This is a genomic window from Microbispora sp. NPDC046973 (assembly GCF_040644495.1).
Taxonomy (GTDB): domain Bacteria; phylum Actinomycetota; class Actinomycetes; order Streptosporangiales; family Streptosporangiaceae; genus Microbispora.
The window spans coordinates 134226-153916 of the sequence record NZ_JBEYWQ010000017.1 but is presented as its reverse complement, the minus strand read 5'-3'; the positions used below and the strand labels follow the sequence as shown (position 1 = coordinate 153916).

Sequence of the window (19691 nt, the reverse complement as noted above, 5' to 3'; positions counted from 1 at the left end):
ATCCACGCGCGACCCGTGTCCTCGACGGGGACTCACCAGTAATCTGTCGGCGTGGCCGTGACCGACTATTCTCACAAGGCGTTCGAGCAGCCGGAAGAGGGACCACAGGACAAGGCTCCCGCGGTTTCCCTGCGCGACCGGCTCGTGCCGCCCATGCCCGGCAGCGCCATGTGGGGCTGGCTCGGCCCCATCCTGGTCGCTCTCTTCGGCGGGTTCCTCCGCTTCTACCGGCTGGGCACGCCCCACTCGGTCGTCTTCGACGAGACGTACTACGCCAAGGACGCCTTCGCCACCGTGAAGTACGGCGTCGAGCGGCAGTTCGTCGACGGCGCGGACAAGCTCCTGCTCGCCGGCAACGAGAACATCTTCAAGCAGTGCGGCTCGGTGAGCGAGTGCGCCTCCTACGTGGTGCACCCGCCGGTCGGCAAGTGGCTGATCGGCCTCGGCGAGATGATCTTCGGAGCGAACCCGTTCGGCTGGCGCTTCGTCGCCGCGCTGCTCGGCACGCTGTCCATCCTGATCCTCGCCCGCACGGCCCGCAGGATGACCCGCTCGACGCTGCTCGGCTGCGCGGCGGGCCTGCTGCTGTCCCTCGACGCCCTCCACTTCGTGCTGTCCCGTACGGCGCTGCTGGACATCTTCCTGATGTTCTGGGTGCTCGCCGGCTTCGCCTGCCTCGTGGCCGACCGGGACTGGTCCCGCAACCGGCTCGCCGAGTGGCACGAGGCGGGGTCGCCCGCGGAGGGGCCGCGGCTGGGCCTGCGGCCCTGGCGCCTGGCCGCCGGGCTGTGCCTCGGGCTGGCCTTGGCCACCAAGTGGACCGGCGGCTTCTACATCGCCGCCTTCGCGATCATGACGCTGCTGTGGGACGCGGGCGCCCGGCGGGCCGTCGGAACGCCCCGGCCGTACGGCGTGGTCGTCCGCCGCGACCTGCCGCTCGCCGCGGCGTGGATGGCGGTCGTGCCGATCGTCACCTACGTCGTGTCGTTCACGGGATGGTTCGTCACCGACAAGGGGTACGGCCGCAACTGGGACCAGGCCACCTCGAGCGGCCCGGTCTACTTCGTCATCGACTCGCTCCGCTCGTGGTTCGACTACCAGAAGCAGGTGCTCACCTTCCACACCGGCCTGGAGACGAGCCACCCGTACCAGTCCGAGCCGTGGCAGTGGCCGCTGCTGCTGCGCCCGGTGGCGTTCTTCTACGAGTCGCCGAAGAACTGCGGCGCCGCCTCCTGCTCCTGGGCGGTCCTCGGCACCGGGACGCCGATCATCTGGTACGCCGGTGTGCTCGCGCTGATCGCCATGATCGCCTGGTATGTCGCGACCCGCGACTGGAGGGCGGGCGCGGTGCTCCTCGGCTACGCCGCCGGATGGCTGCCCTGGTTCTACTTCGCCATCTCGGACAACCGGACGATGTTCATGTTCTACGCGATGCCGATGGTGCCGTTCATGATCCTGGCACTCGTGCTGGCCTGCGGACTGATCATCGGCAGGGAGGATCCGGCCCGGCCCAACCGGCGCGTGGTCGGCACGGCCGTGGTCGGGGCGTTCGTGCTCCTGGCTCTGGTCAACTTCGGCTGGCTCTATCCCGTGATCGCCGCCGAGTCCATCCCGTACGACTCCTGGCACGCGAGGATGCTGTTCGACTCGTGGATCTGACACCCCCGTATCGTGGGGCGCGTACCGTGCGCCCTAGGGTGCACCCAGAGGGGGGGTGGTCGCGAGTGATGCCGGGTCGTCGTCAACGATGGGGCCGATACGGCAGACTTCGGGTCATGCCCGCACCTGACGTCGCCGCGCTCCTCGCCCAACTGGAGCGCTCCGAGCCGGACGTCGCCGAGCCCGCCCGCGTCGCGGTCGAGTGGCTCGCCGGCGGCGAGGCGCTGGAGACCATCAGCCAGTTCGACGTGTGCGAATTCCTCTGGTACACGCTGCCGATCAAGGTGCCGGGCGACCAGGCGACCATCGCCGGGGCCCTCGGCCGGCTGCTCAGGCTCGCGGGCATGGAGCGCTACGCCGCCCTGTGCGACTCCCCGGCCACCGCCCGGATCCTGCTGACGTACGCCAGGGAGGGCGAGGAGGCCGGGGCCGCGGCCTACCACCGTGAGCTCGAGGCCACCGGGGTGCTGCCGCCGGACATCGCCGAGCTGTCGTGGAGCTCGATCATGGGGCCGGAGGAGCTCGGGGCGCACGTCGCGTGCGCGGCCGCCCTGGAGCTGGCCATCGTCACCGGCGATCCGGTGGACCGTGAGGAGCTGACCCGCCGCTGGCTCACCTCGCCCCGGGCGGAGCTGGGCGGCGACTGCTGGCTGCACCGGGTCCACGGCGAGCGGCTGAACCGCTGGGTGCTCGGACGCGGCACCGCCCGCCGCGAGCTCGCCCAGCCCTTCGAGGTGCGGCTGCACGCCCCCATCGCGGCTCCGGACGAGTTGCACCTGGAACCGCTGCGCTGGCTGCTCGGCCTGGCCCGCACCGGGGTCCGCCTGACCGAGCGGCTCAACGTCGGGCGCGCCGTGGCCGCCGAGGCCGCCGACCGGTTCGGCTGGGGCAATCGGAGCAGGTCCGGGGTCGTGCGCGGCGAGGCCGACGTGCCCGCTCTGACCGAGCTGCGGCAGATCGCCGTCCACGACCTCGGGGCGCTGCGGCGCAGCGGCCGGAGGCTGGTGCTCACCACCACGGGCAGGAACCTGCTGGACGACCGTGCCGCGATGTGGGAGGCGGCCACGCCCACGCTGCTCGCGCCGGCCCCCGGGGAGCACGACTTCGAGGTCTCCATCCGCGAGTCGGCGCTGATGATCCTGGTGGACGGCGGCGTGGTGCGGGACGGCGACCTGCGCGACCGGGTCGCCGAGGTGGTCAACGGCGAGGGCTGGCGCGGGACGGACGGCGGACGGGTCGGCGGCGCCGACCTCGCCGGCCCGCTCGCCCGGCTCCGGCACCGCCTCGACGCCCTCGGGCTGGAGGCCTCGGCCCATACGCCGGAGGCGGCGGGCCCGGCGCCCGGGAACGCGAGCCGCGAGCCCGCGAGGCGCGCGGCGGACGCCATGCCCTGGCGGCTCACGGACGCCGGGCGGCGCGCCGCGCTCGCCGCGCTGCGCGCCCAGGCCCTGCGCCCCCGCCAGTACGCCGGCCTCGGATAGGTCTCTCAGGCCCGCGGAGCCTGGAGGACGTCCAGGTAGTGGGCGTTGTACATGATCCCCAGGATGTTGCCGAACGGGTCGGCGACCGAGGCGGTGACGAACCCGGGGCCGCGCTCCGTCGGCGCCTCGTGCTGGACGGCGCCCATCGACAGCAGCCTGGTCAGGCTCGCCGTCACGTCGTCGACATGCCAGTAGACGACGGCCCCGCCCGGCCCGCCCGCGTCGTATGGGGCGTAGCGGCGGTCGATCAGTCCCAGTTCGTGCTGGTAATCGCCCAGACGGAACTCGGCGTAGGCGAGCCGCCCGTCCGGCCCCCGGCGCTCGAAGTACGCCTCCACGCCGAGCAGCTCCGCGTACCACCTCTTCGCCTGCTCGACGTCGTCCGCCCAGAAACTCACGGTCGTCATTCCGCGCAACATTCGTGCTCCCTTCGTCTGAGAGGAACGCTAGGAGGCCTTGAGGAACCTGCGGTTCCGCAATGCGCGGGAGACTGTGGTCATGCTGGAAACCTCCGTACGGCTGCTGCGGTTGCTGGCGCTGCTCCAGGCCCGTCCCGGCTGGTCCGGTGCCGAACTGGCGGAACGGCTCGGGGTGACCACCAGGACCGTGCGCAACGACGTCGAGCGGCTGCGCATCATGGGCTACGAGATCCGGTCGGTCACCGGCACGGCCGGCGGATACCGGCTGGGCGCGGGGTCCGCGCTGCCTCCGCTGCTGCTGGACGACGAGGAGGTCGTCGCGGTGGTCGTCAGCCTGCAGGCCGCCGCGGGCAGCACCGTGACCGGCATCGAGGAGACCTCGCTGCGCGCGCTCACCAAGCTCCAGCGCATGCTGCCGTCCCGGCTGCGCCACCGGATCGAGGCCGTACGCGCCGCCACGGTCGCGGTGCCGGGCCACGGCCCCACCGTGGACCCCGAGACGCTCACATCGATCGCCGCGGCCGTCCGCGACCACGAGACCCTGCGCTTCGACTACCTCGATCACCGGGGCGGCGAGGGGCGCCGTACGGCCGAGCCGCACCGGCTCGTGTTCACCGGGCGGCGCTGGTATCTGCTGGCCTGGGACGTCGACCGGCGCGACTGGCGGACCTTCCGCGCCGACCGCGTACGGCTCCGCACTCCGAACGGCCCCCGCTTCACCCCGCGGGAGCCGCCCGAGGGCGACGCCGCCGCCCACGTCGTACGCGGGGCGGGGTCGGCCGCCTGGAGACACCGGGCCGTCGTGCGGCTGCACGCGCCCGTCGAGGTCATGGGCGAGCGGCTCACCGCCGCGGCCGGACTGCTGCGCGCCGACGGCGCCGACGCCTGCGTGCTGGAGACCGGCGGCGACTCGCTCCACAACCTGACGGCCTTCCTCACCGCGCTCGACGTGCCCTTCACCGTGCTCGACCCGCCCGAACTGCGCGCCCACCTGCGTGCGCTCGCCGAGCGCTACCGCGCCGCGGGGGACGGGTAGCGTGTGGGGCCATGCCGGACGAGACACTTGCCGCGGACGACGACATCCGACGCGTGAACGCGTTCTGGCGGAGGCTGGGCCTGCCCGGTCTGATCGACGTCCACACCCACTTCATGCCGGAACGCGTCCTGACCAAGGTGTGGGCCTACTTCGACTCCGCCGGGCCGCTGGTGGGCCGGACCTGGCCGATCACCTACCGGCTGCCCGAGGACGACCGCGTGGAACGGCTCAGGGCCTTCGGTGTCCGGGCGTTCACCTCCATGCTCTATCCCCACAAGCCCGGGATGGCGGAGTGGCTGAACGACTGGGCCGCCGGCTTCGCGGCCCGGGTGCCCGGCTGTCTGCACACGGCGACGTTCTTCCCCGAACCCGGCGCCGCGCGGTACGTCGCCCGCGCGATCGCGGCGGGCGCCCGGGTGTTCAAGGCGCACCTCCAGGTCGGCGCGTACGACCCGAACGACCCGCTGCTCGACGAGGTCTGGGGGCTGCTGGAGGACCACGGACTCCCGGTGGTGACGCACTGCGGGTCGGGCCCGGCCCCCGGCCCGCACACCGGGCCGGAACCGATCGCGGCCCTGCTCGCCCGGCACCCCCGGCTGCCGCTCGTGATCGCCCACATGGGCACTCCCGAGTACGCCGAGTTCCTCGCCCTGGCCCTGCGCCATCCGGCGGTCTGCCTGGACACGACGATGGCCTTCACCGGCTTCACCGAGGAGACCGCGCCCTTCCCTCGGGAGGCCCTCCCGCTGCTGCTGGACCTTCAGGACCGCGTGCTGCTCGGCACCGACTTCCCCAACATTCCTTATCCGTACGCGGAGGCGCTGTCGGCCCTGGCCGGTCTGGGCCTCGGGGACGGGTGGCTGCGCGCCGTCTGCCACGACAACGCCGCCAGGATCTTCGGTCTGCGGGAGGCGGACCGTCACGCGGGAGACATGACCTCGTAGAGGTTGCGCGCCGCGTCGACGAAGAACAGCCCGCGCGGGCACAGCGGATGATCGATGCGGCCGTTGTCGGGATGGGTCGGATCGCTGCCGTAGGGCACCCCGGCCTCCCGCAGGCGGGCCAGGATCCCGTCGAACGTGGCCGGATCCACGTCGAACGCCAGATGCACGCCGACGGGGTGCTCCACGGTCATGAAGTCGAGGGTCAGCGTCTCGTTCACCCGTACGGGCGCGAAGTGGCCGTTCCGGCCGGCGGGCGGCAACTCCGCCAGGCCCATGATCGAGGCGAAGAACCGGGCCCCCTCGCGGTTGTCGACGGCGGGGACGATGGTGTGGTTCAGCGTGACGGTCATTCCGCGCTCTCCGGATTCTTGAGGGTGCCGTGCAGGAGGACGTCGACGAGCTCCTCCGATGACGGGTCCTGGGAGCGGGTGAAGAGCATCCCCAGCAGGACCGAGGCGATCTTCTCGGGCTCCAGGCGCAGCACCGCCCTGTCGGGTTCGATCAGCTCGACGATCGCCTCATGGGTCGCCTTCATCGAGGCCTCCCTGCCCCCCGGGGCATGCCCGTCGCCGGGGGCACGCCGGTCACCGGAGCTTCGCCCGCGGCGGTGACCGGTGGCGTGCAGGGCTCCGATCACGGTCCCCATGCGTCCCAGGTGGGCGCGCAGCGCCTCGGCCGCCTGCGTCAGCCGTTCGGCGAGCGGTTCGTCGAGGGAGATCGAGGCCAGCTCGCGCAGCACGTGATCGTGGTTCATCGCCTCGGCCATGCACGCGTCGAGCAGTTCGTCCTTGTCGCCGAAGGCCCGGAAGACGGTGCCCTCACCGATGCCGGCGGCCCGGGCGATCTGACCTGTGGTGACGGCCGCGCCGTGCTCGGCGACCAGCGGAAGCGCCGCGGCGACGATCATCGCCCTGCGCTGCTCGGGGCTCATCGCCGGCGCCCGCCGGCGGGAAGTGGAGTCTGTCATGCGGACAACAATATGGAGTGAGCACTCACTCCGTCAATGCGTTTCCGCGACACCTCCGGTCAGGCGGGTTCAGGAAGACAGGGTGTCGTCGGCCGGTGCGGTCGTCGCCTCGGCAGGAGCGGACGGAAGGCACAGGACGAAGCGGGCGCCGACCGGGCTGTCCTCGATCGTCAGGCTGCCTCCGTGGGTCTGCGCGATCTGCCGCGCGATCGGCAGCCCCAGCCCCGCACCCCCGGCGTCCCTGCTGCGCGCCGAGTCCAACCGGGTGAACCGCTCGAACACCATCTCGCGCTTGTCCCGTTCGATGCCCGGCCCGTCGTCGACGACTTCCAGCACCGCCGCACCCTGCGGATAGCACCGATCTCCGCAGTCGCCGCCGGGCTCGTGCCGTACGGACACGGTGATCGTCGTCCGGGCGTGCCGTTCGGCGTTGTCGAGGAGGTTGGTCAGCAGGCGGGCGAGGCCCACCCGGTCGCCGATCACGAGCGCCCCGGGCTGGAGGACGCATTCGATCCGCTTGGCCGGGTGACGGCGGTTCCGCAGCTCCACGGTCACGATCTCGGCCAGATCGAGCCGGTGCTGCTCACCGCGCATGCCGTGGTCGAGTCGTTCGAGGGTGAGCAGGTCGTGCACGATCGCCTGCAGCCGGTCGAGGCTGGGCAGAAGGACCGAACCCAGCTCGGGCACGCTGGTCTCCTCCGGTGCGAGAAGCCCGTCCTCCACCTCCGCCCGCATGGCGGCTATCGGGGTGCGCAGGTCGTGGGAGGCGTTGGAGACGAACTCACGCTGTTGCCTCAGCGCGCCCTGCACCTGCCGCAGCGCGGTGTCCAACCGGCCGAGCGTGTGGTTCACGCTTTCGGCCATCCCCTGGATCTCGTCGTCGGTGGCCGGCACCGGCACGCGGCGACCGGGACAGTCTCCGTTGATCTCGTCGAGTTCCGCCCGGATGGCGTTCACCGGCCTGAGCGACGCCCGCACGTTCCGGTAGCCGAGGTAGGTGATGGCCGCGGCCAGCGCCGCCGCGCTTACCCCCACCAGCCCGGCCAGGCGGGGGTCGACCCACGGGGGCACTGCCGGGGAAGCGCTGTAGACCATCCACCTCTCGCCGGCGCGGTGCGCCCACTGCCCCACGACGATGTTGCAGCCGGCGGCCCGGAAGACGCCGCCGCACACGACGCAGGTCGCACTGTTCCTGCTGTCCTTCGGAGTGAAACCCGCCATCCTCGGCATGCCCCGCACATCGGGGGTCGAAGCGACCACGCGGCCGGAGGTGTCGACCACCTGAAGGTTGCGGAACTCGCGCTCGGCGAGGGGATAGGCCAGCTGTCCCCGCTCCATCTGGACGGCCACACGGCCGCCCGCCGCCGCGACCTCCTTCGTGACGGTTTCGCTGGCGTAGCGGTGGATGGCCGTCATGAGAAGCAGGGCCAGCAGCGCGCACAGCAGGGTGGCCACCACCCCGGTGAACAGGGTGATGCGACTGGTGATGGAGAAGCGGCCCTGCAGGTTCATCCTGTCCCCTCGGGCCAGTGGACCACATGGGACGGAAAGGGCCGGGAAAGAGGCGACCCCGTAATCTCGGCAGGGCGTCAAGGCCCTGCCCGCATCTCCCCTGGAACGCCAAGGGTTCTTCCTTGTCTCCCCCCGCGGGACTCCACAGAAGACAGCCGCTGATCCCCTTGCCGGCTCCCAGCGGCGGAAACGAGGCGCCGGCCGTACCGGTGAACGGTCCGGGACGCAGCGGTACGGCCGCGAGCAGCGAAAAGGCACTGAGCAGCGAAAAGGCCCGCCAGGTGGATCACCTGACGGGCCTTCGTCGTGGTGGAGCTATGGGGATTTGAACCCCAGACCCCTTCGATGCGAAGCCAATTCCCCGGTGACGTGAGCTGGATGAAAACACCACCTGAGCTGTCGAGACTGTTCATCGCTGTCCGCGAGAGTTCGCGGCCGTTCGTGGCGGTCGTCACTCAGTTGGTCACGCATCTTCACCTGACTCTGACCGGGGGTGAGGCGGCCCCGCTGGTGCGAGACCGCCTTCGCCCTCGTCACTGCCGCCGGCGGAACCGAAGGATCCGGTCGAACATCTCGGCCGCTGCCTGCCGGCGCTCCGGCTGCCCCGACCAAATAGCCGGGAGAACAACGAAGACGAACACGGCGGCACTGATCATGAAGAACCAGAGCTTCGCGTCGGTCCAGATGTTGATCACGAGGTCGATGACCTGCGGGATCAGTGCGGCGTACGAGCCGATACCAGGCACGGCGACTTCGCTAGCCGCGCCCAAACTCGCTACGATGGTCAGCAAGTATGACCCCTTTCGGGTTGTACTTTGTGGTGAAGGGCGGCCTCCCGTGCCCGCGGGAGGCCGTCGCCGTTTCCGGCGACAGGCCGATGGCCGCTGCGGCGGACCCCGTTGATCAACCGCTAAGCCGTAGCCTAGCGCGCCTCAGAGCGCCCGTGCGACACGGAAGGCTCGGGGTAGATCCTTTTTCCTCCGGCGCCAAGTTCGCCCGTCAGCGAGCTTTACGGGGCCGCACAGAGGGTGCTAGAACGCCTGCGCGCGCGAGGGTAGCACCACTCGTGCCGATCTGGACACAGTGCACCCCATCAACCCGGTGGCACCCCCGTCGCGCCTGGCCGCCCCTCTTACAAGATCAAGCGCTACGCCCCCACCAAGGTCCTAGTTGTACGGGAATGGCATTAATTATCTCGGAAGCAACGGATATTCTGGCGCATGGACGAGACATTTGCATGCATAAAGCTGCATCCATAATGAGACTCGGGCAGACACTTAATGATTGCAAGTCCGAACATTTACACCCGCCACAGAGCAGACAAATGCGATGCGAGTTACTTCATTCATTCATAGCCAATTCGGAAGGTGAGTCCGAAACCCGACCTGGCCTCGATGGGACATGAAGAACGGCCACTGGCTTGAGTATATATCGCCCCTTTTGGGTGAGAATAAGCCATGAACTACTGGCAAGTTTTCCCGGAACTACCTGCGGGTTTGCGAACAACTCTTAGGTGATCTCTTTCTAACGGTTCGGAATCAACCCCTTGCTTCGAGGTTCACGTATGTGGTATTCGCGCGTGCGCGCGCACGTTAGGTAGATAGGTGGGACAGATCGGGAGGTGAGATGTGGCAACCACCATGTAGTCGCGTCCATGTCAGCGAACTTGCGGGACGTTGCGCTGTTGTGCTACGCGCGCGCGTGCGCGTAGATATAGTGGACAAGCTGCTTGGGACCGGGGCCTCGCGTAGCGAGTTGACCTGTTACTCGGGCTAGGTAGAGGTCTAACTCGCTCGCTGCTGTCCCTGCTGAGGCGTACGGTGGCTCCGTGATCAGCAGCAGATGGGACACCCCTCTTGGTGCCTCGCTCACCCGCGACGAGCGTATGGCACGGTATGGCGGGGCGAAGTATGGCGGGATAGAGCCGTCCAGCAGTACCGCCAACACCTTCATCTACTCGGACCCTGCACGCGGCGAAGCCTTCGGCTACAACTTCGACGGTTGGAACGAAGACGGCACAGTCTTCCTCTACACGGGTGAGGGCCGCTTAGGTGATCAGGTCTGGAGTGCGGGCAATCGTGCCATCCTCGAGCACCAGGCTAAGGGGCATGACCTGCGGGTATTCGTAGCTGACGGTGTTGTCCCAGGGACCGCGAAGAAGAGCCATCGCTACATCGGACGCTTTGAGCTCGACCGCGAGAGCCCCTACTTCCTTGAAGAGGCGCCCGACGAGGCCGGGGAATTGCGGACAGTCTTCGTCTTCAGGCTTCGCCCGTTGGGGGAGGCCTTCCAGCGGGAGGTGGACCGTAGCGCCGTAGGAGATGCCAGCGAGGAGACGCAAGCGAAGCTGATCTCCACGGAGAGTCACAACTCTCCTACCTTCGCAAGCCGCGGATCGGCACCCACAACCGCAGAGCGGCGGGAGGCTGAGCTTTGCGCCAGGTACATCAAGTTCCTAGGAAGACCGTTGCAGCGCTGGAGCATCCTGCCGGCCGGCGAAACCCGACCTCTGCTTACAGACCTCTACGATGAGCAAGAGAACGAGCTGTATGAGGCTAAGGGAACGGCGACTCGAGATGCGATCCGACGGGGCATCGGTCAACTTCTCGACTACCGACGCCACATCAAACCCACGCCTAAGATCACTCTGTTGCTGCCCCATCGCCCTAGTGCCGACCTTTTCGACCTGTTGCAAGAGCTCGGTATCTCTTGTGTCTATGAGGATGTGGCTCGAGGCTTCCGTCGAGCGCCTGCGGGATGAGGTATGGAGGTTTGCAAGCGGGCCAAAGCATCTGCATGAAAGGGTATGCACTATGAGCATGGGTGAACGCGGCGGCGTTGTCGGTCTCGGATACGAAGGACTTGATCTCGACGGGTTCGTTCGAGGTGTAGTCGAGATGGGCTTGGAGACTTTGGTAGACGTTCGACTGAACCCGATCTCGCGTAAACCAGGTTTCAGTAAGAGGCGCTTGGCGGAAGCGTTGGCCGGGCATGGGATTAGTTATGTTCACTTCCCGCAGCTTGGTAATCCGAAGTGGAACCGAGCTGGGTTCGGTGCCGAAGGAATAGAGCTTGCTGAGGCGATGGCTTCATATGCGGAGGAGATCAGCTCACCGGAGGCAGGTGAAGCTATCGACGACATCGTGATAATGGCGCAAAAGGGCCTAACGGGTGTCCTGTGTTTTGAGGCCAGCGAACGCAGATGCCATCGGCAAGTGGTGCTCGAACAGGTGAACTCCCGACTAGATCTCCTCTCAGCTCCACGCTAACGGCGAGGATAGAAGACCCCTAGAATGCTGAACACGTGCTGCCTCTTTGCTTGATTTCCAACAAAGAAGATGGTATCGCGGTTCGGGGCGCAGATCTCCTCTAGCCAGCGCTCCCGTAGCTTCCGCTGCGCGGTAGCATCGTCGTCTCCTCTGAGATGTCGCTGATGAGCAACGAATTCCCAGTCCAGCAATCCTTGGCGATGCCCTCTACAAGATTGAGCGTGGCATCGGTAGCGATACCAAGCTCGGAAACGGGGAGCTTCGAGAGCTGTGCGCGGTCCGCTCTCAAAGAGAGCGTCTTGCCGAACGTAAGCGTCTATTTTGGCTTGTTCCTCCTTGGTCCATCCAGGGTGCAACTCAATATCTAACCCGTCGATCCGACGAGGTCGGATGGCTGCTAGCGACCGTGCTGGCGGGGTAGCCCGGACTGCGTTAAGCAGGTCGCACATCGACTCTTCGATATGGTCAGAAATCCATGGCAGTCGTTTTTGCCAGCCGTCGAGATGGCCGACTGTTCGCAACGTTGGCATAATCGGGCGCCAACTTTCATGTCGGGGATCGGCACTGGCAGGTCTTGCCTCGAGGGTTACTATGTCGTACTTGCGAAATGCGTTTGGATCTTCAAGGGCTCGAAAGTTGATGGGATATAGCCGTACCCACTGATTTTTCTCCGGATCCAGTCGCAGCGCCGCGACGCAGACCGTTTCGCCATAAGTCTGTGACGGATTCGGCGCAGCTTTGACAACGATCAATAGTTTCATACTTACTGGGTGATTTCCCGCCGGCTTGTGACTCACAGCGTCCGGATCTGGTGCGAAGAGAGATTGCTGTGTCACGGGCATGGCTCCCTCACGTGCCGATGCAGCTCGGCGCAGTATGGACCGTTGCATGGGACTCTGACTATGCATAACCCATAGATCGATCGATGTCACCAGTCGAGATGTGAAGGGGCGCAGCCGCGGTCTGCTCTGCGACTCCGGTGGATCTCGTCTAAAGAGACCATCCCCTGCCTCAACATGGCCGTGCGTGGGCCCGTCAGTGTGTTCTAGTCTCTCCACCAGCGACCAGGTAGGAGATGCGATGGATGCTGTTGTGCTCCTAGAGCCCGACAAGTTGTGGCGTGCACACGAGGTGCTGAGCCGGCCTAGCCCGATTCCTGCCGCCGCTGGTGTCTACGGGTGGCACTTCGTCCGGTCACCTGACGCGCAGTTGCCGGCCGGTCGTCTTCTCTACGTCGGCATCGCTCCGCGTCGAATGGCGAACCGATCAAGCAGGCAAAACCTGCGCACCCGGATCCGCTACCACTACCGCGGGAATGCCGAGGGTTCCACCTTGCGGCTTACCTTGGGTTGCCTACTTGGGCTTGAGCTCCGCCGCGTTGGCAGTGGGAAGCGTCTGACCTTCGGGCAATCCGGAGAGCGCGAGCTGACAGCTTGGATGGCGGAGTACGCACATGTGTGCTGGTTGGAGCATCCCGAGCCCTGGATCGCAGAGTCTGCACTGATCGCCCAACTGGACCTTCCGCTGAACCTCGACCAGAACCGGCGCCACCGCTTCCATGAATACCTAAGCGATCTACGAGCTACCGCACGGTCACGTGCCCGATCTCTTCCTATCCTCGTTTGAGAGGGCGCGCGGGACCATGTGGCCCCTCAAGGTGTTTTCCCACGTCAATGACGGGTGAGAACAAGATGAGGGCCCGCGCTGGGCGTTCGGCCCTGCGCATAGCGTGTGACCCCTGGATGGTTCCTTGGAGCACCGAGCGGGAACCCTACTTTGCATGGCATCGTTCTCAGATGTTCCGAAATCGGCAGATCTAGAAGATTACAGAGATACCGGTTGTTCACGGGTGGATGCCGAGACTAGCGAGCTTGCTCGTAATCCCCCACACCGTGGACGTTGATGGACTATAGTGGTCGTTTCCAACCGCCCACGCGCAGCAAGAGGCTGAGTTTATGAGCTTCAGTGACATTCTTGCCATCCTCGGCCTTGTCGTATCCCTGATTGGAATCCCCCTTACATTCATTCTGGCAAGGCGTGGACGACAGAAGCCCGATGTAGCATACGCAGTAGACTTCACGGTACTTATTAGGCCGTTTGGCGACCTTCTCGACAGGGGTCTAAAATTAACCTTCGACGATCGGGATATCAGGCGGGTCAGCAGAACGAGATTCGCCGTGTGGAACCGGCGCGGGGACACAGTCCGAGGATCAGATATCGTTGAATCAGACCCCTTTCGTATTGAATTAACTGAAGGGGATGAGATTCTGCAGGCGCGCATCGTGAGTCGCAGCAGGAAGCAGATCGGTGCCGAGCTGGGCCTTGACTACTCCCGAGAAAAAGAGGCGGTCAGTATAGGGTTCGACTTTCTCGATCCGGGAGACGGGGTAATTATCGAGATCGTTCATCAAGGCACCCAGGCACCCAAGGTTGCTGGTACGATCCGCGGCGCGACCGTTGCGAAAGTGCAAGATATCGACCTGACTCCTAAAGCGCTGGAGTTGGCAGGCATAAGGTCACCAATGCGCCGATTTATAAAGAAAGCACGCAACAGACGATTCGCAGTTCGCGCATTTGCGATGATTGCGCCTATCGGGTCTGCGGGATATATCATCGTGGACTATATTCGCAGACTTGGCGCGGGACATCTCGTGGACCCGAAACAGTATAATTTAAATTCCCTAGAAGGCCAAGCGGCCTTTGCGATAGAAGTGCGCGATACAGGCATTCGTAATTATGGACTACTTGAGAACGCCTCGCTCGGCATCCTGGTCCTTGCAGTTGCATTCATGTTTATTACAGAAATTGCTTCTCGGAAGCGCCTTATACCATCGACGCTACTGGGGGAAATCCTCGAAGAGAGACGAGAAGCGGAGGTGGACGATGCGGCATAGCGATAAGGCGGCTGGGCCAGCTTTGCGTGTGTCCTTTGAAGAACAGCCGCTAGGTTCTGATCTTCCCGTCTGCCTTCGACCCCGCCCCGGAGGGGCAGCGGGCCGGCGACGGAGGGTCAAGCTCGGCTTCGCGTGTACATGATCCCGGTGAGCTTCCTCGCACGCTGGTTGTCCTGCGTGCACAGCCGGGCTTGATCTGGAGGAGTTGGTCTGCTGGGCTTTGCCCGGGTCGATGGCGGGCGGGACGATCAGGGCGCCTACCTCAGCCCTCTACGGTTCTCCTGGTCAGCGAAGTCGATCATCCCGGAGTCTGAGCGCCCTCGGGGTTTGGGGCGGAGCCCCAAGGTCGTTCCATGTCTTCTTCGCCTGCTACTTCTTCGTCTTCCCCACCATTTGTCGCCAGCGTCGCCCTTGGTCTCCGGGCTTCCTCGGCTTGTTGGGCTGCCTGCTCGTGGCCTTCGTGCATTTCCCCAACCCTCACCAGTTTTAGGGCGGGCTCTCCATCGGCACTAGCGTCTATGCCGCCATCACACCGCTGCGCCGCTTGCCGGCGCGGTGCGCGGCCGCCTCGACGGCGGGTCGGCCCGAAGAGGCCGCACGCCCGCCGGAGAAGGCGAGGCGCGCGGCCCAGTGGATCGCTATGTGGTTCGCGTGCAGTTCTTGAAGTGCGGGCCGTGACTGGCTTCTCAGGCTGCGTTGTGCCTCTTTCCCCTCCTCGCCCCTTCATCAGGTGCTGTCAGGGACCGGCAAGCGTCGCCCACCTCCACGGCTTCCCGTAGTGGCGATCTCACTTCCCGGCGGTGTCCTCCTCTGGACACCGCCTATCTCTGGATCGTCCATCGCGAACCCTCTTGAGACTCCCCTCCCCTTCCCCGCTCGCTCCTCGGTCTGGCGGGGGCTGTCCCGCCGAAGGCGGCTTGAAGACGTAGGGAAATCTGTAACAGATCACACCAGGTGGACGCCGTCGTGCTGTCTGATGGCGGGGGCACCTTCGTGAAGGGCATCGAGCACGCGAACCGCAAAGGCTTCGGTGACCATCTCGGGCACCTCTTCGGGCGTGGCCCAATGGAAGCGTTGCACCTCGTCATTAATCTTGAGGCTGCCTCCCGTCGCTTTGCAGCGGAAGACTAGGGCGACAATGCCCCGCGCCATGTTCTTGTAGACGCCGGTCAACGCGACTGGCTCCACCGTCAGCCCAGTTTCTTCGCGTACCTCTCGTGCTAGACCCTCGGTGATGCCCTCGCTGATCTCCAGAACCCCGCCAGGCGCCTGCCACTGACCGTTATCGGCTCGCTGAGTGAGCAGCACCCGGCCTCGATCGTCCACGATGACGCCGGCCACGCTTACTGAGTGGCGACGGTCTGCCTCAGTCATCTGTTACCTCCAACGGTTAGGCTGACAGTAGTAGACGTGTGGACGAGTTGAGGAGCTTGGCGTGGTGGGTCACGATGTTCTTGTCCAGCAGGTTGACCCCACAAGTGACCGCGCTGTGTTCCGTCAGATCGCTGATCATCTCCGTGACGCTATCCAGGATGGGCGCTTGCGCACCGGCGAGAAGCTGCCGTCTGAGGCGCAACTGATGGAGCACTACCACGTAGCTCGCATGACCATTCGCCAGGCGATCCAAGAGCTGAAGACGGAAGGACTTGCGGTCTCCGAGCACGGCCGCGGGGTGTTCGTACGCTCTCGCCCCAATGTCAAGCGGTTGGCATCTGACCGGTTCGCTCGACGCCACAGGAAGGAAGGCAAGGCCGCCTTCCTGGCCGAGTCGGAGACCGTAGGCGCCAAGGCGAGTGTGGACAGAATCGAGGTGCGAGAAGTTCCCGCCCCCGATGACATCGCCGAGCGTCTCAGGGTTCGCCCGGGGGAAGTTGTCGTCTCGCGTAGTCGGCGCTACTCGATGGACGGCACTCCTGTCGAGGTCGCTACGTCCTACATCCCGATCGAGTTGGCTCGTGGTACGCGGATCATGGATGACAACCCCGGGCCTGGCGGGATCTACGCGCGGATCGAGGAGCAGGGCCGGCAGTTGGAGCGCTTCGTTGAAGATGTCTCCACGCGCATGCCCACGCGAGAAGAGGCACGGCTCCTGTTGCTGGGGCCAGGCATCCCTGTGTTTCGGCTTGTCCGGACGGCATACGACCTGGAAGGCCGTGCCGTGGAGGTCTGCGACACCATCATGTCCGGGGACGCCTATCAGCTCTCGTACGAACTTCCTGCTCACTAGCTCTTGACGCAATTTCTCCACTCCTCTATACATGTAGTAACTCCTCTAGAGGAGCATACGACTAGAGGATACGAGCCAAGGGAGAAGCCGATGCGCAACATCCCGGTAGACATCTCGGGCCTGTCGTTCACGGTCGCGGGTGAGCCGGAGCCGAAGATCGTGGATCGGGCGACGGGTGAGGTGAAGAAGGACGCGGAGGGGCGGGACCTGTACGTGATTCCGCTGCTGCCGAAGCCGAACGATGACCGGCGTAACCCGGTCATCAACGTGACGTTCCCCTCGCTCGACTTCCCGCGCATCCCGGAGGGGGTGCAGGTGCGGCCGGTGGGGCTGTCGGCCTTCTACTGGCAGATGAACGGCCGTTCGGGGCTGGGGTTTCGCTGCGAGGCGATCCGCCCGGCGAACGAGCCCGCCCCCGCCCCCGTGCCCGCGCCGGCGGGCTGAACGGTCAGAAGGTAGGTCCCGGGACGGCTGTGCTTGGCGGCTTCGACCGTCCCGGGGTCTCCGATCCGCTCATCAACTGATGGAAAGGAGGACTCCAGTATGGCCGACTTCCTGATCCGCGCGACGATCGTCGCCGCGGTCGTGGTGGTGGCGCTGCTGGTGTGGCGTCGACTGCACCGGGTCTCGTTCTGGCTGGTGCTGGGCTTCCCGGTCAAGGCGCTGATGGTCTACGGCACCTGGAGGGCGGTGGCCTCGGGGTGCGGGCTGGCGCGGCGTCGCCGGCGTCTGCGCTGGACCTTCCCCGGCTTTCCCTACCTGGGGGGCTGAGCGGTGGTCATGATGTTCACGGGCCAGCGCCGCAAGCTGCGCCGGGTGGAGGTCGAGCGAGCTCCGCGGCTCGGGCTGATCCGCCCGACCGCGCTCGGTTTCCGCGTCACGGTCCGCCTGCATGACGGACAGACGCCGGAGGACTACACGCGGGTGCTGGACAAGCTCGCCCACGCCTGGAAGGTCCACTCGGTTCGGCTGGCCGGCTGGAAGCCCGGCAAAGTCACCCTGGTCGCGACGCTGGTCGATCCCCTCGACAGTGTGACGATCCCGGTCCTGTCGGATGGGCTGCTGCGGGTCCGCGTCGGGCTGCTCGACACCGGGGCACCGTTCGTGGTCGACTTCCGCACCGTGCCGCACTGGCTGAACGTCGGCGCGACCCAGTCCGGCAAGTCCAACCTCGCCAATGACCTCGTCGTCGGGCTGGCGCCGCAGCCGGTCGCCTTGGTCGGTTTCGACCTCAAGGGCGGGGTGGAGTTCACCCCGTATGAGGCGCGGATGTCCGCCCTGGCGACCGAGCGGGCCGAGTGCGCGGACCTGCTGGCCGACCTGGTCGGCATCATCAAAGACCGCATGGCCTTGTGCCGCCGGCACCGGGTCAAGAACATCTGGCACCCGCGCCTGCCGGAGGCGGAGCGGCCGGTCCCGATCGTGGTGCTGGTGGACGAGGTCGCCGAACTGTTCCTCATGGCCGACAAGAAGAAGGAACAAGACGAGGTGTCCGCGGTCGCCACCAGGTTGCTGCGGGTGGCCCAGCTCGGCCGCGCCTTCGGGATCTACCTCGTGGTGTGCGGGCAGCGAGTCGGCTCCGACCTCGGCTCGGGCGTGACCGCGCTGCGTGCCCAGCTCACCGGGCGGATCTGCCACATGGTCAACGACGAGGAAACCGCCAAGATGGCGCTCGGCGACATGGACCCCGGCGCGCTGGTCGCCGCCCGGCAGATCTCCCCGGACAAGCCTGGCACTGCGGTTGTGATCGGCTCGGAGGGCCGCTGGCACCGCATGCGGTCGGTTCATGTGACCGAGGAACAGGCCGAAGCCGCCGCCGCCGCGAACGCGCACCTGACCCCCACCTGGGCGCAGTTGACCCGCGGCGCCGCCGCGACCGGTGACCTCGATCCGCGTGAGGTGGAGGAGTTCACCGAACCGGACCTGGAAGACCTCCCCGTCTAACCCGCTTCGCTTTCGACCGCTTCTGGGGCTTGGCGTGAGCCCTCAATCACGCCAGGTCCCTACCCGACTCATGCCAAAACCCCGTTCCTCACCTGCTGGGAGTCCTGTGATGTTGCGTCGTCGTCTGCGCTCGCTGCTGGCCGATTCCGGGCCGGTGGTCGTGCTCGCGGGGATCGCGGCCGTGGGCTCCTTCGACCACATCAGCAAACTGGCCGCCAAGCACGGCCAGAGAGATTGGCGCTCGTGGGCGGTCGCGGTCTGCATCGACCTGATGTGCGTGATGGCCGCCCGCGAGATCCAACGCGACAAGCGCACCGGCCGGCGCCGCCGCAGTCTGGTGTCGTGGCCGTCGCTGGTGCTGGCCGGCGGGATCGTCCTCACGCTGGCGGCCAACCTCGCCGAAGCCGAACCCTCGGCGTGGGGATGGATCGTCGCCGCGACCCCTGCGGGGGCGTTCCTGATCGCGATGTCGATGCTGGAACGCCGCGCCGGCCACACCCCCGCCTCGCCGGTGGTGGATGGCGAACTGGTCGCTGACCAGGTCTCCCCGACCCCGGCCACCTCCGGCGACGACCGGACCGAACTGCCGACTCCGCATGAGGCGCCGGCCGAACTCAACCCCGCCCCTGTGCCGTCATCGGTGCGCCCGGAGATCAGCCCGGCCGTGCTCGATGACGCCCGGTACTTCGCCGGCGAGTACACCCGCCTGCACAACGCGCCGATCCCGGCTGACGAGCTGGTCCGCCGCATGCGGATCACTCCCGACCTCGCCCGTGAGCTGCTCGACCAGCTCACCCCCACCACTCAGAACGCCTGAAGTGCAAAGGAGCCGAACCATCATGACCACCGACCCCACCGCCCGCGCTGAGTTCATCGCCGGACTGCGCCGCCTGGCCGCGTTCCTGGCCGACAACCCCAAGGTCCCCGTCCCCGACTACGGCGCCGACATCTCCATCTACGTGGACGGCACCGACGTCCAGCAGCGAGCCGCGATCGACCGCATCGCCGACCTGATCGGCGCCCCCACCTCCGAGGGACTGAACTACACCACCGCCCGCGACTTCGGGCCGATCAACTACCGCGCGGTCGCGGTGTGGGAGCAGACCTCCCGCGACTGGGACGCGCTCATGAGCTACCACGGCACCGTCTCCGTCTGAGGCGGCCCCGTGATGCTACGCAAGCTGACCGCCCGCGCCCTGCTGCTGTTCGCCCTGTTCTACCTGTTCACCCGCCCCGTCTCTGCCGCCGACCTCGTCAACGCCTCCGTCCGCGTACTGCACGTCGCCGCGGACAACGTCGCCGGCTTCCTCACCCGCCTGAACTGACCGGAGGAGAGACC

At 66.4% G+C, this 19691-nt stretch carries 21 protein-coding genes; 15 read left to right on the top strand and 6 right to left on the bottom strand.

Features of this window, described 5'->3' with window-relative positions:
• Positions 1–153: 153 nt before the first annotated feature.
• Positions 154–1659, top strand: coding sequence for a phospholipid carrier-dependent glycosyltransferase (locus ABZ860_RS28140; RefSeq protein WP_357225619.1), 1506 nt, complete (start codon positions 154–156; stop codon positions 1657–1659).
• A gap of 116 nt (positions 1660–1775) precedes the next feature.
• Positions 1776–3140, top strand: coding sequence for a hypothetical protein (locus tag ABZ860_RS28135; protein ID WP_357225568.1), 1365 nt, complete (start codon positions 1776–1778; stop codon positions 3138–3140).
• A gap of 5 nt (positions 3141–3145) precedes the next feature.
• Here the strand turns inward: ABZ860_RS28135 and ABZ860_RS28130 are convergent, their stop codons facing one another.
• Complete coding sequence (locus ABZ860_RS28130) at positions 3146–3559, bottom strand: VOC family protein (RefSeq protein ID WP_357225567.1); 414 nt, start codon at positions 3557–3559, stop codon at positions 3146–3148.
• A gap of 79 nt (positions 3560–3638) precedes the next feature.
• Here ABZ860_RS28130 and ABZ860_RS28125 point away from each other — a divergent pair, with 79 nt between their 5' ends.
• Positions 3639–4595: a WYL domain-containing protein gene (locus ABZ860_RS28125; protein WP_357225566.1), complete on the top strand. Its 957-nt coding sequence runs from the start codon at positions 3639–3641 to the stop codon at positions 4593–4595.
• Positions 4596–4606: 11 nt separating this feature from the next.
• Positions 4607–5539 carry an amidohydrolase family protein gene (locus ABZ860_RS28120; protein WP_357225563.1) on the top strand — a complete coding sequence of 311 codons (933 nt, stop codon included), beginning with the start codon at positions 4607–4609 and terminating at the stop codon, positions 5537–5539.
• On the opposite strand, the gene ABZ860_RS28115 is transcribed toward ABZ860_RS28120, so the two are convergent.
• The 4 genes from ABZ860_RS28115 to ABZ860_RS28100 form a co-directional block, all read right to left on the bottom strand.
• Positions 5515–5889 (bottom strand): VOC family protein, encoded by a 375-nt coding sequence (locus ABZ860_RS28115; RefSeq protein WP_357225560.1) that lies wholly within the window; start codon positions 5887–5889, stop codon positions 5515–5517. The two genes, ABZ860_RS28120 and ABZ860_RS28115, sit on opposite strands and share 25 nt — an antisense overlap.
• Positions 5886–6506 (bottom strand): TetR family transcriptional regulator, encoded by a 621-nt coding sequence (locus tag ABZ860_RS28110; RefSeq protein ID WP_142566126.1) that lies wholly within the window; start codon positions 6504–6506, stop codon positions 5886–5888. The genes ABZ860_RS28115 and ABZ860_RS28110 overlap by 4 nt, the downstream gene beginning before the upstream one ends.
• Positions 6507–6575: 69 nt before the next feature.
• Positions 6576–8018: a HAMP domain-containing sensor histidine kinase gene (locus tag ABZ860_RS28105; protein WP_357225556.1), complete on the bottom strand. Its 1443-nt coding sequence runs from the start codon at positions 8016–8018 to the stop codon at positions 6576–6578.
• Between the two features lie 533 nt (positions 8019–8551).
• The gene (locus ABZ860_RS28100) at positions 8552–8809 is read right to left on the bottom strand and encodes a hypothetical protein (RefSeq protein WP_357225554.1); all 258 of its coding nucleotides are present in this window, start codon (positions 8807–8809) and stop codon (positions 8552–8554) included.
• Between the two features lie 1037 nt (positions 8810–9846).
• Here ABZ860_RS28100 and ABZ860_RS28095 point away from each other — a divergent pair.
• The 4 genes from ABZ860_RS28095 (at position 9847) to ABZ860_RS28080 (ending at position 14181) form a co-directional block, all read left to right on the top strand.
• Positions 9847–10779 carry a hypothetical protein gene (locus tag ABZ860_RS28095; protein WP_357225552.1) on the top strand — a complete coding sequence of 311 codons (933 nt, stop codon included), beginning with the start codon at positions 9847–9849 and terminating at the stop codon, positions 10777–10779.
• A 58-nt stretch (positions 10780–10837) separates the two neighbouring features.
• Positions 10838–11287 (top strand): DUF488 domain-containing protein, encoded by a 450-nt coding sequence (locus ABZ860_RS28090; protein ID WP_357225549.1) that lies wholly within the window; start codon positions 10838–10840, stop codon positions 11285–11287.
• 1080 nt (positions 11288–12367) lie between these two features.
• Positions 12368–12913 carry a GIY-YIG nuclease family protein gene (locus tag ABZ860_RS28085; RefSeq protein WP_357225546.1) on the top strand — a complete coding sequence of 182 codons (546 nt, stop codon included), beginning with the start codon at positions 12368–12370 and terminating at the stop codon, positions 12911–12913.
• A 329-nt stretch (positions 12914–13242) separates the two neighbouring features.
• Positions 13243–14181 carry a hypothetical protein gene (locus ABZ860_RS28080; protein ID WP_357225545.1) on the top strand — a complete coding sequence of 313 codons (939 nt, stop codon included), beginning with the start codon at positions 13243–13245 and terminating at the stop codon, positions 14179–14181.
• Positions 14182–15126: 945 nt separating this feature from the next.
• Here the strand turns inward: ABZ860_RS28080 and ABZ860_RS28075 are convergent.
• A complete protein-coding gene (locus ABZ860_RS28075; RefSeq protein WP_357225543.1) occupies positions 15127–15555 on the bottom strand; it encodes an NUDIX domain-containing protein in 429 nt (142 codons plus the stop codon).
• 61 nt (positions 15556–15616) lie between these two features.
• Between ABZ860_RS28075 and ABZ860_RS28070 the strand changes: the two genes are divergently transcribed.
• The 7 genes from ABZ860_RS28070 (at position 15617) to ABZ860_RS28040 (ending at position 19677) form a co-directional block, all read left to right on the top strand.
• A complete protein-coding gene (locus ABZ860_RS28070; RefSeq protein WP_357225542.1) occupies positions 15617–16408 on the top strand; it encodes a GntR family transcriptional regulator in 792 nt (263 codons plus the stop codon).
• A 90-nt stretch (positions 16409–16498) separates the two neighbouring features.
• Positions 16499–16852, top strand: a complete 354-nt coding sequence (locus ABZ860_RS28065) for a hypothetical protein (RefSeq protein ID WP_357225540.1) — start codon at positions 16499–16501, stop codon at positions 16850–16852.
• Between the two features lie 99 nt (positions 16853–16951).
• Entirely contained in the window at positions 16952–17179 is a 228-nt protein-coding gene (locus ABZ860_RS28060) for a hypothetical protein (protein WP_357225539.1), read from the top strand.
• Between the two features lie 9 nt (positions 17180–17188).
• Complete coding sequence (locus ABZ860_RS28055) at positions 17189–18352, top strand: FtsK/SpoIIIE domain-containing protein (RefSeq protein WP_357225537.1); 1164 nt, start codon at positions 17189–17191, stop codon at positions 18350–18352.
• Positions 18353–18461: 109 nt separating this feature from the next.
• Positions 18462–19169, top strand: coding sequence for a DUF2637 domain-containing protein (locus ABZ860_RS28050; protein ID WP_357225534.1), 708 nt, complete (start codon positions 18462–18464; stop codon positions 19167–19169).
• Between the two features lie 22 nt (positions 19170–19191).
• Positions 19192–19509, top strand: a complete 318-nt coding sequence (locus ABZ860_RS28045) for a hypothetical protein (protein WP_357225532.1) — start codon at positions 19192–19194, stop codon at positions 19507–19509.
• Positions 19510–19518: 9 nt separating this feature from the next.
• Positions 19519–19677 carry a hypothetical protein gene (locus ABZ860_RS28040; protein WP_357225530.1) on the top strand — a complete coding sequence of 53 codons (159 nt, stop codon included), beginning with the start codon at positions 19519–19521 and terminating at the stop codon, positions 19675–19677.
• Positions 19678–19691 lie beyond the last annotated feature (14 nt).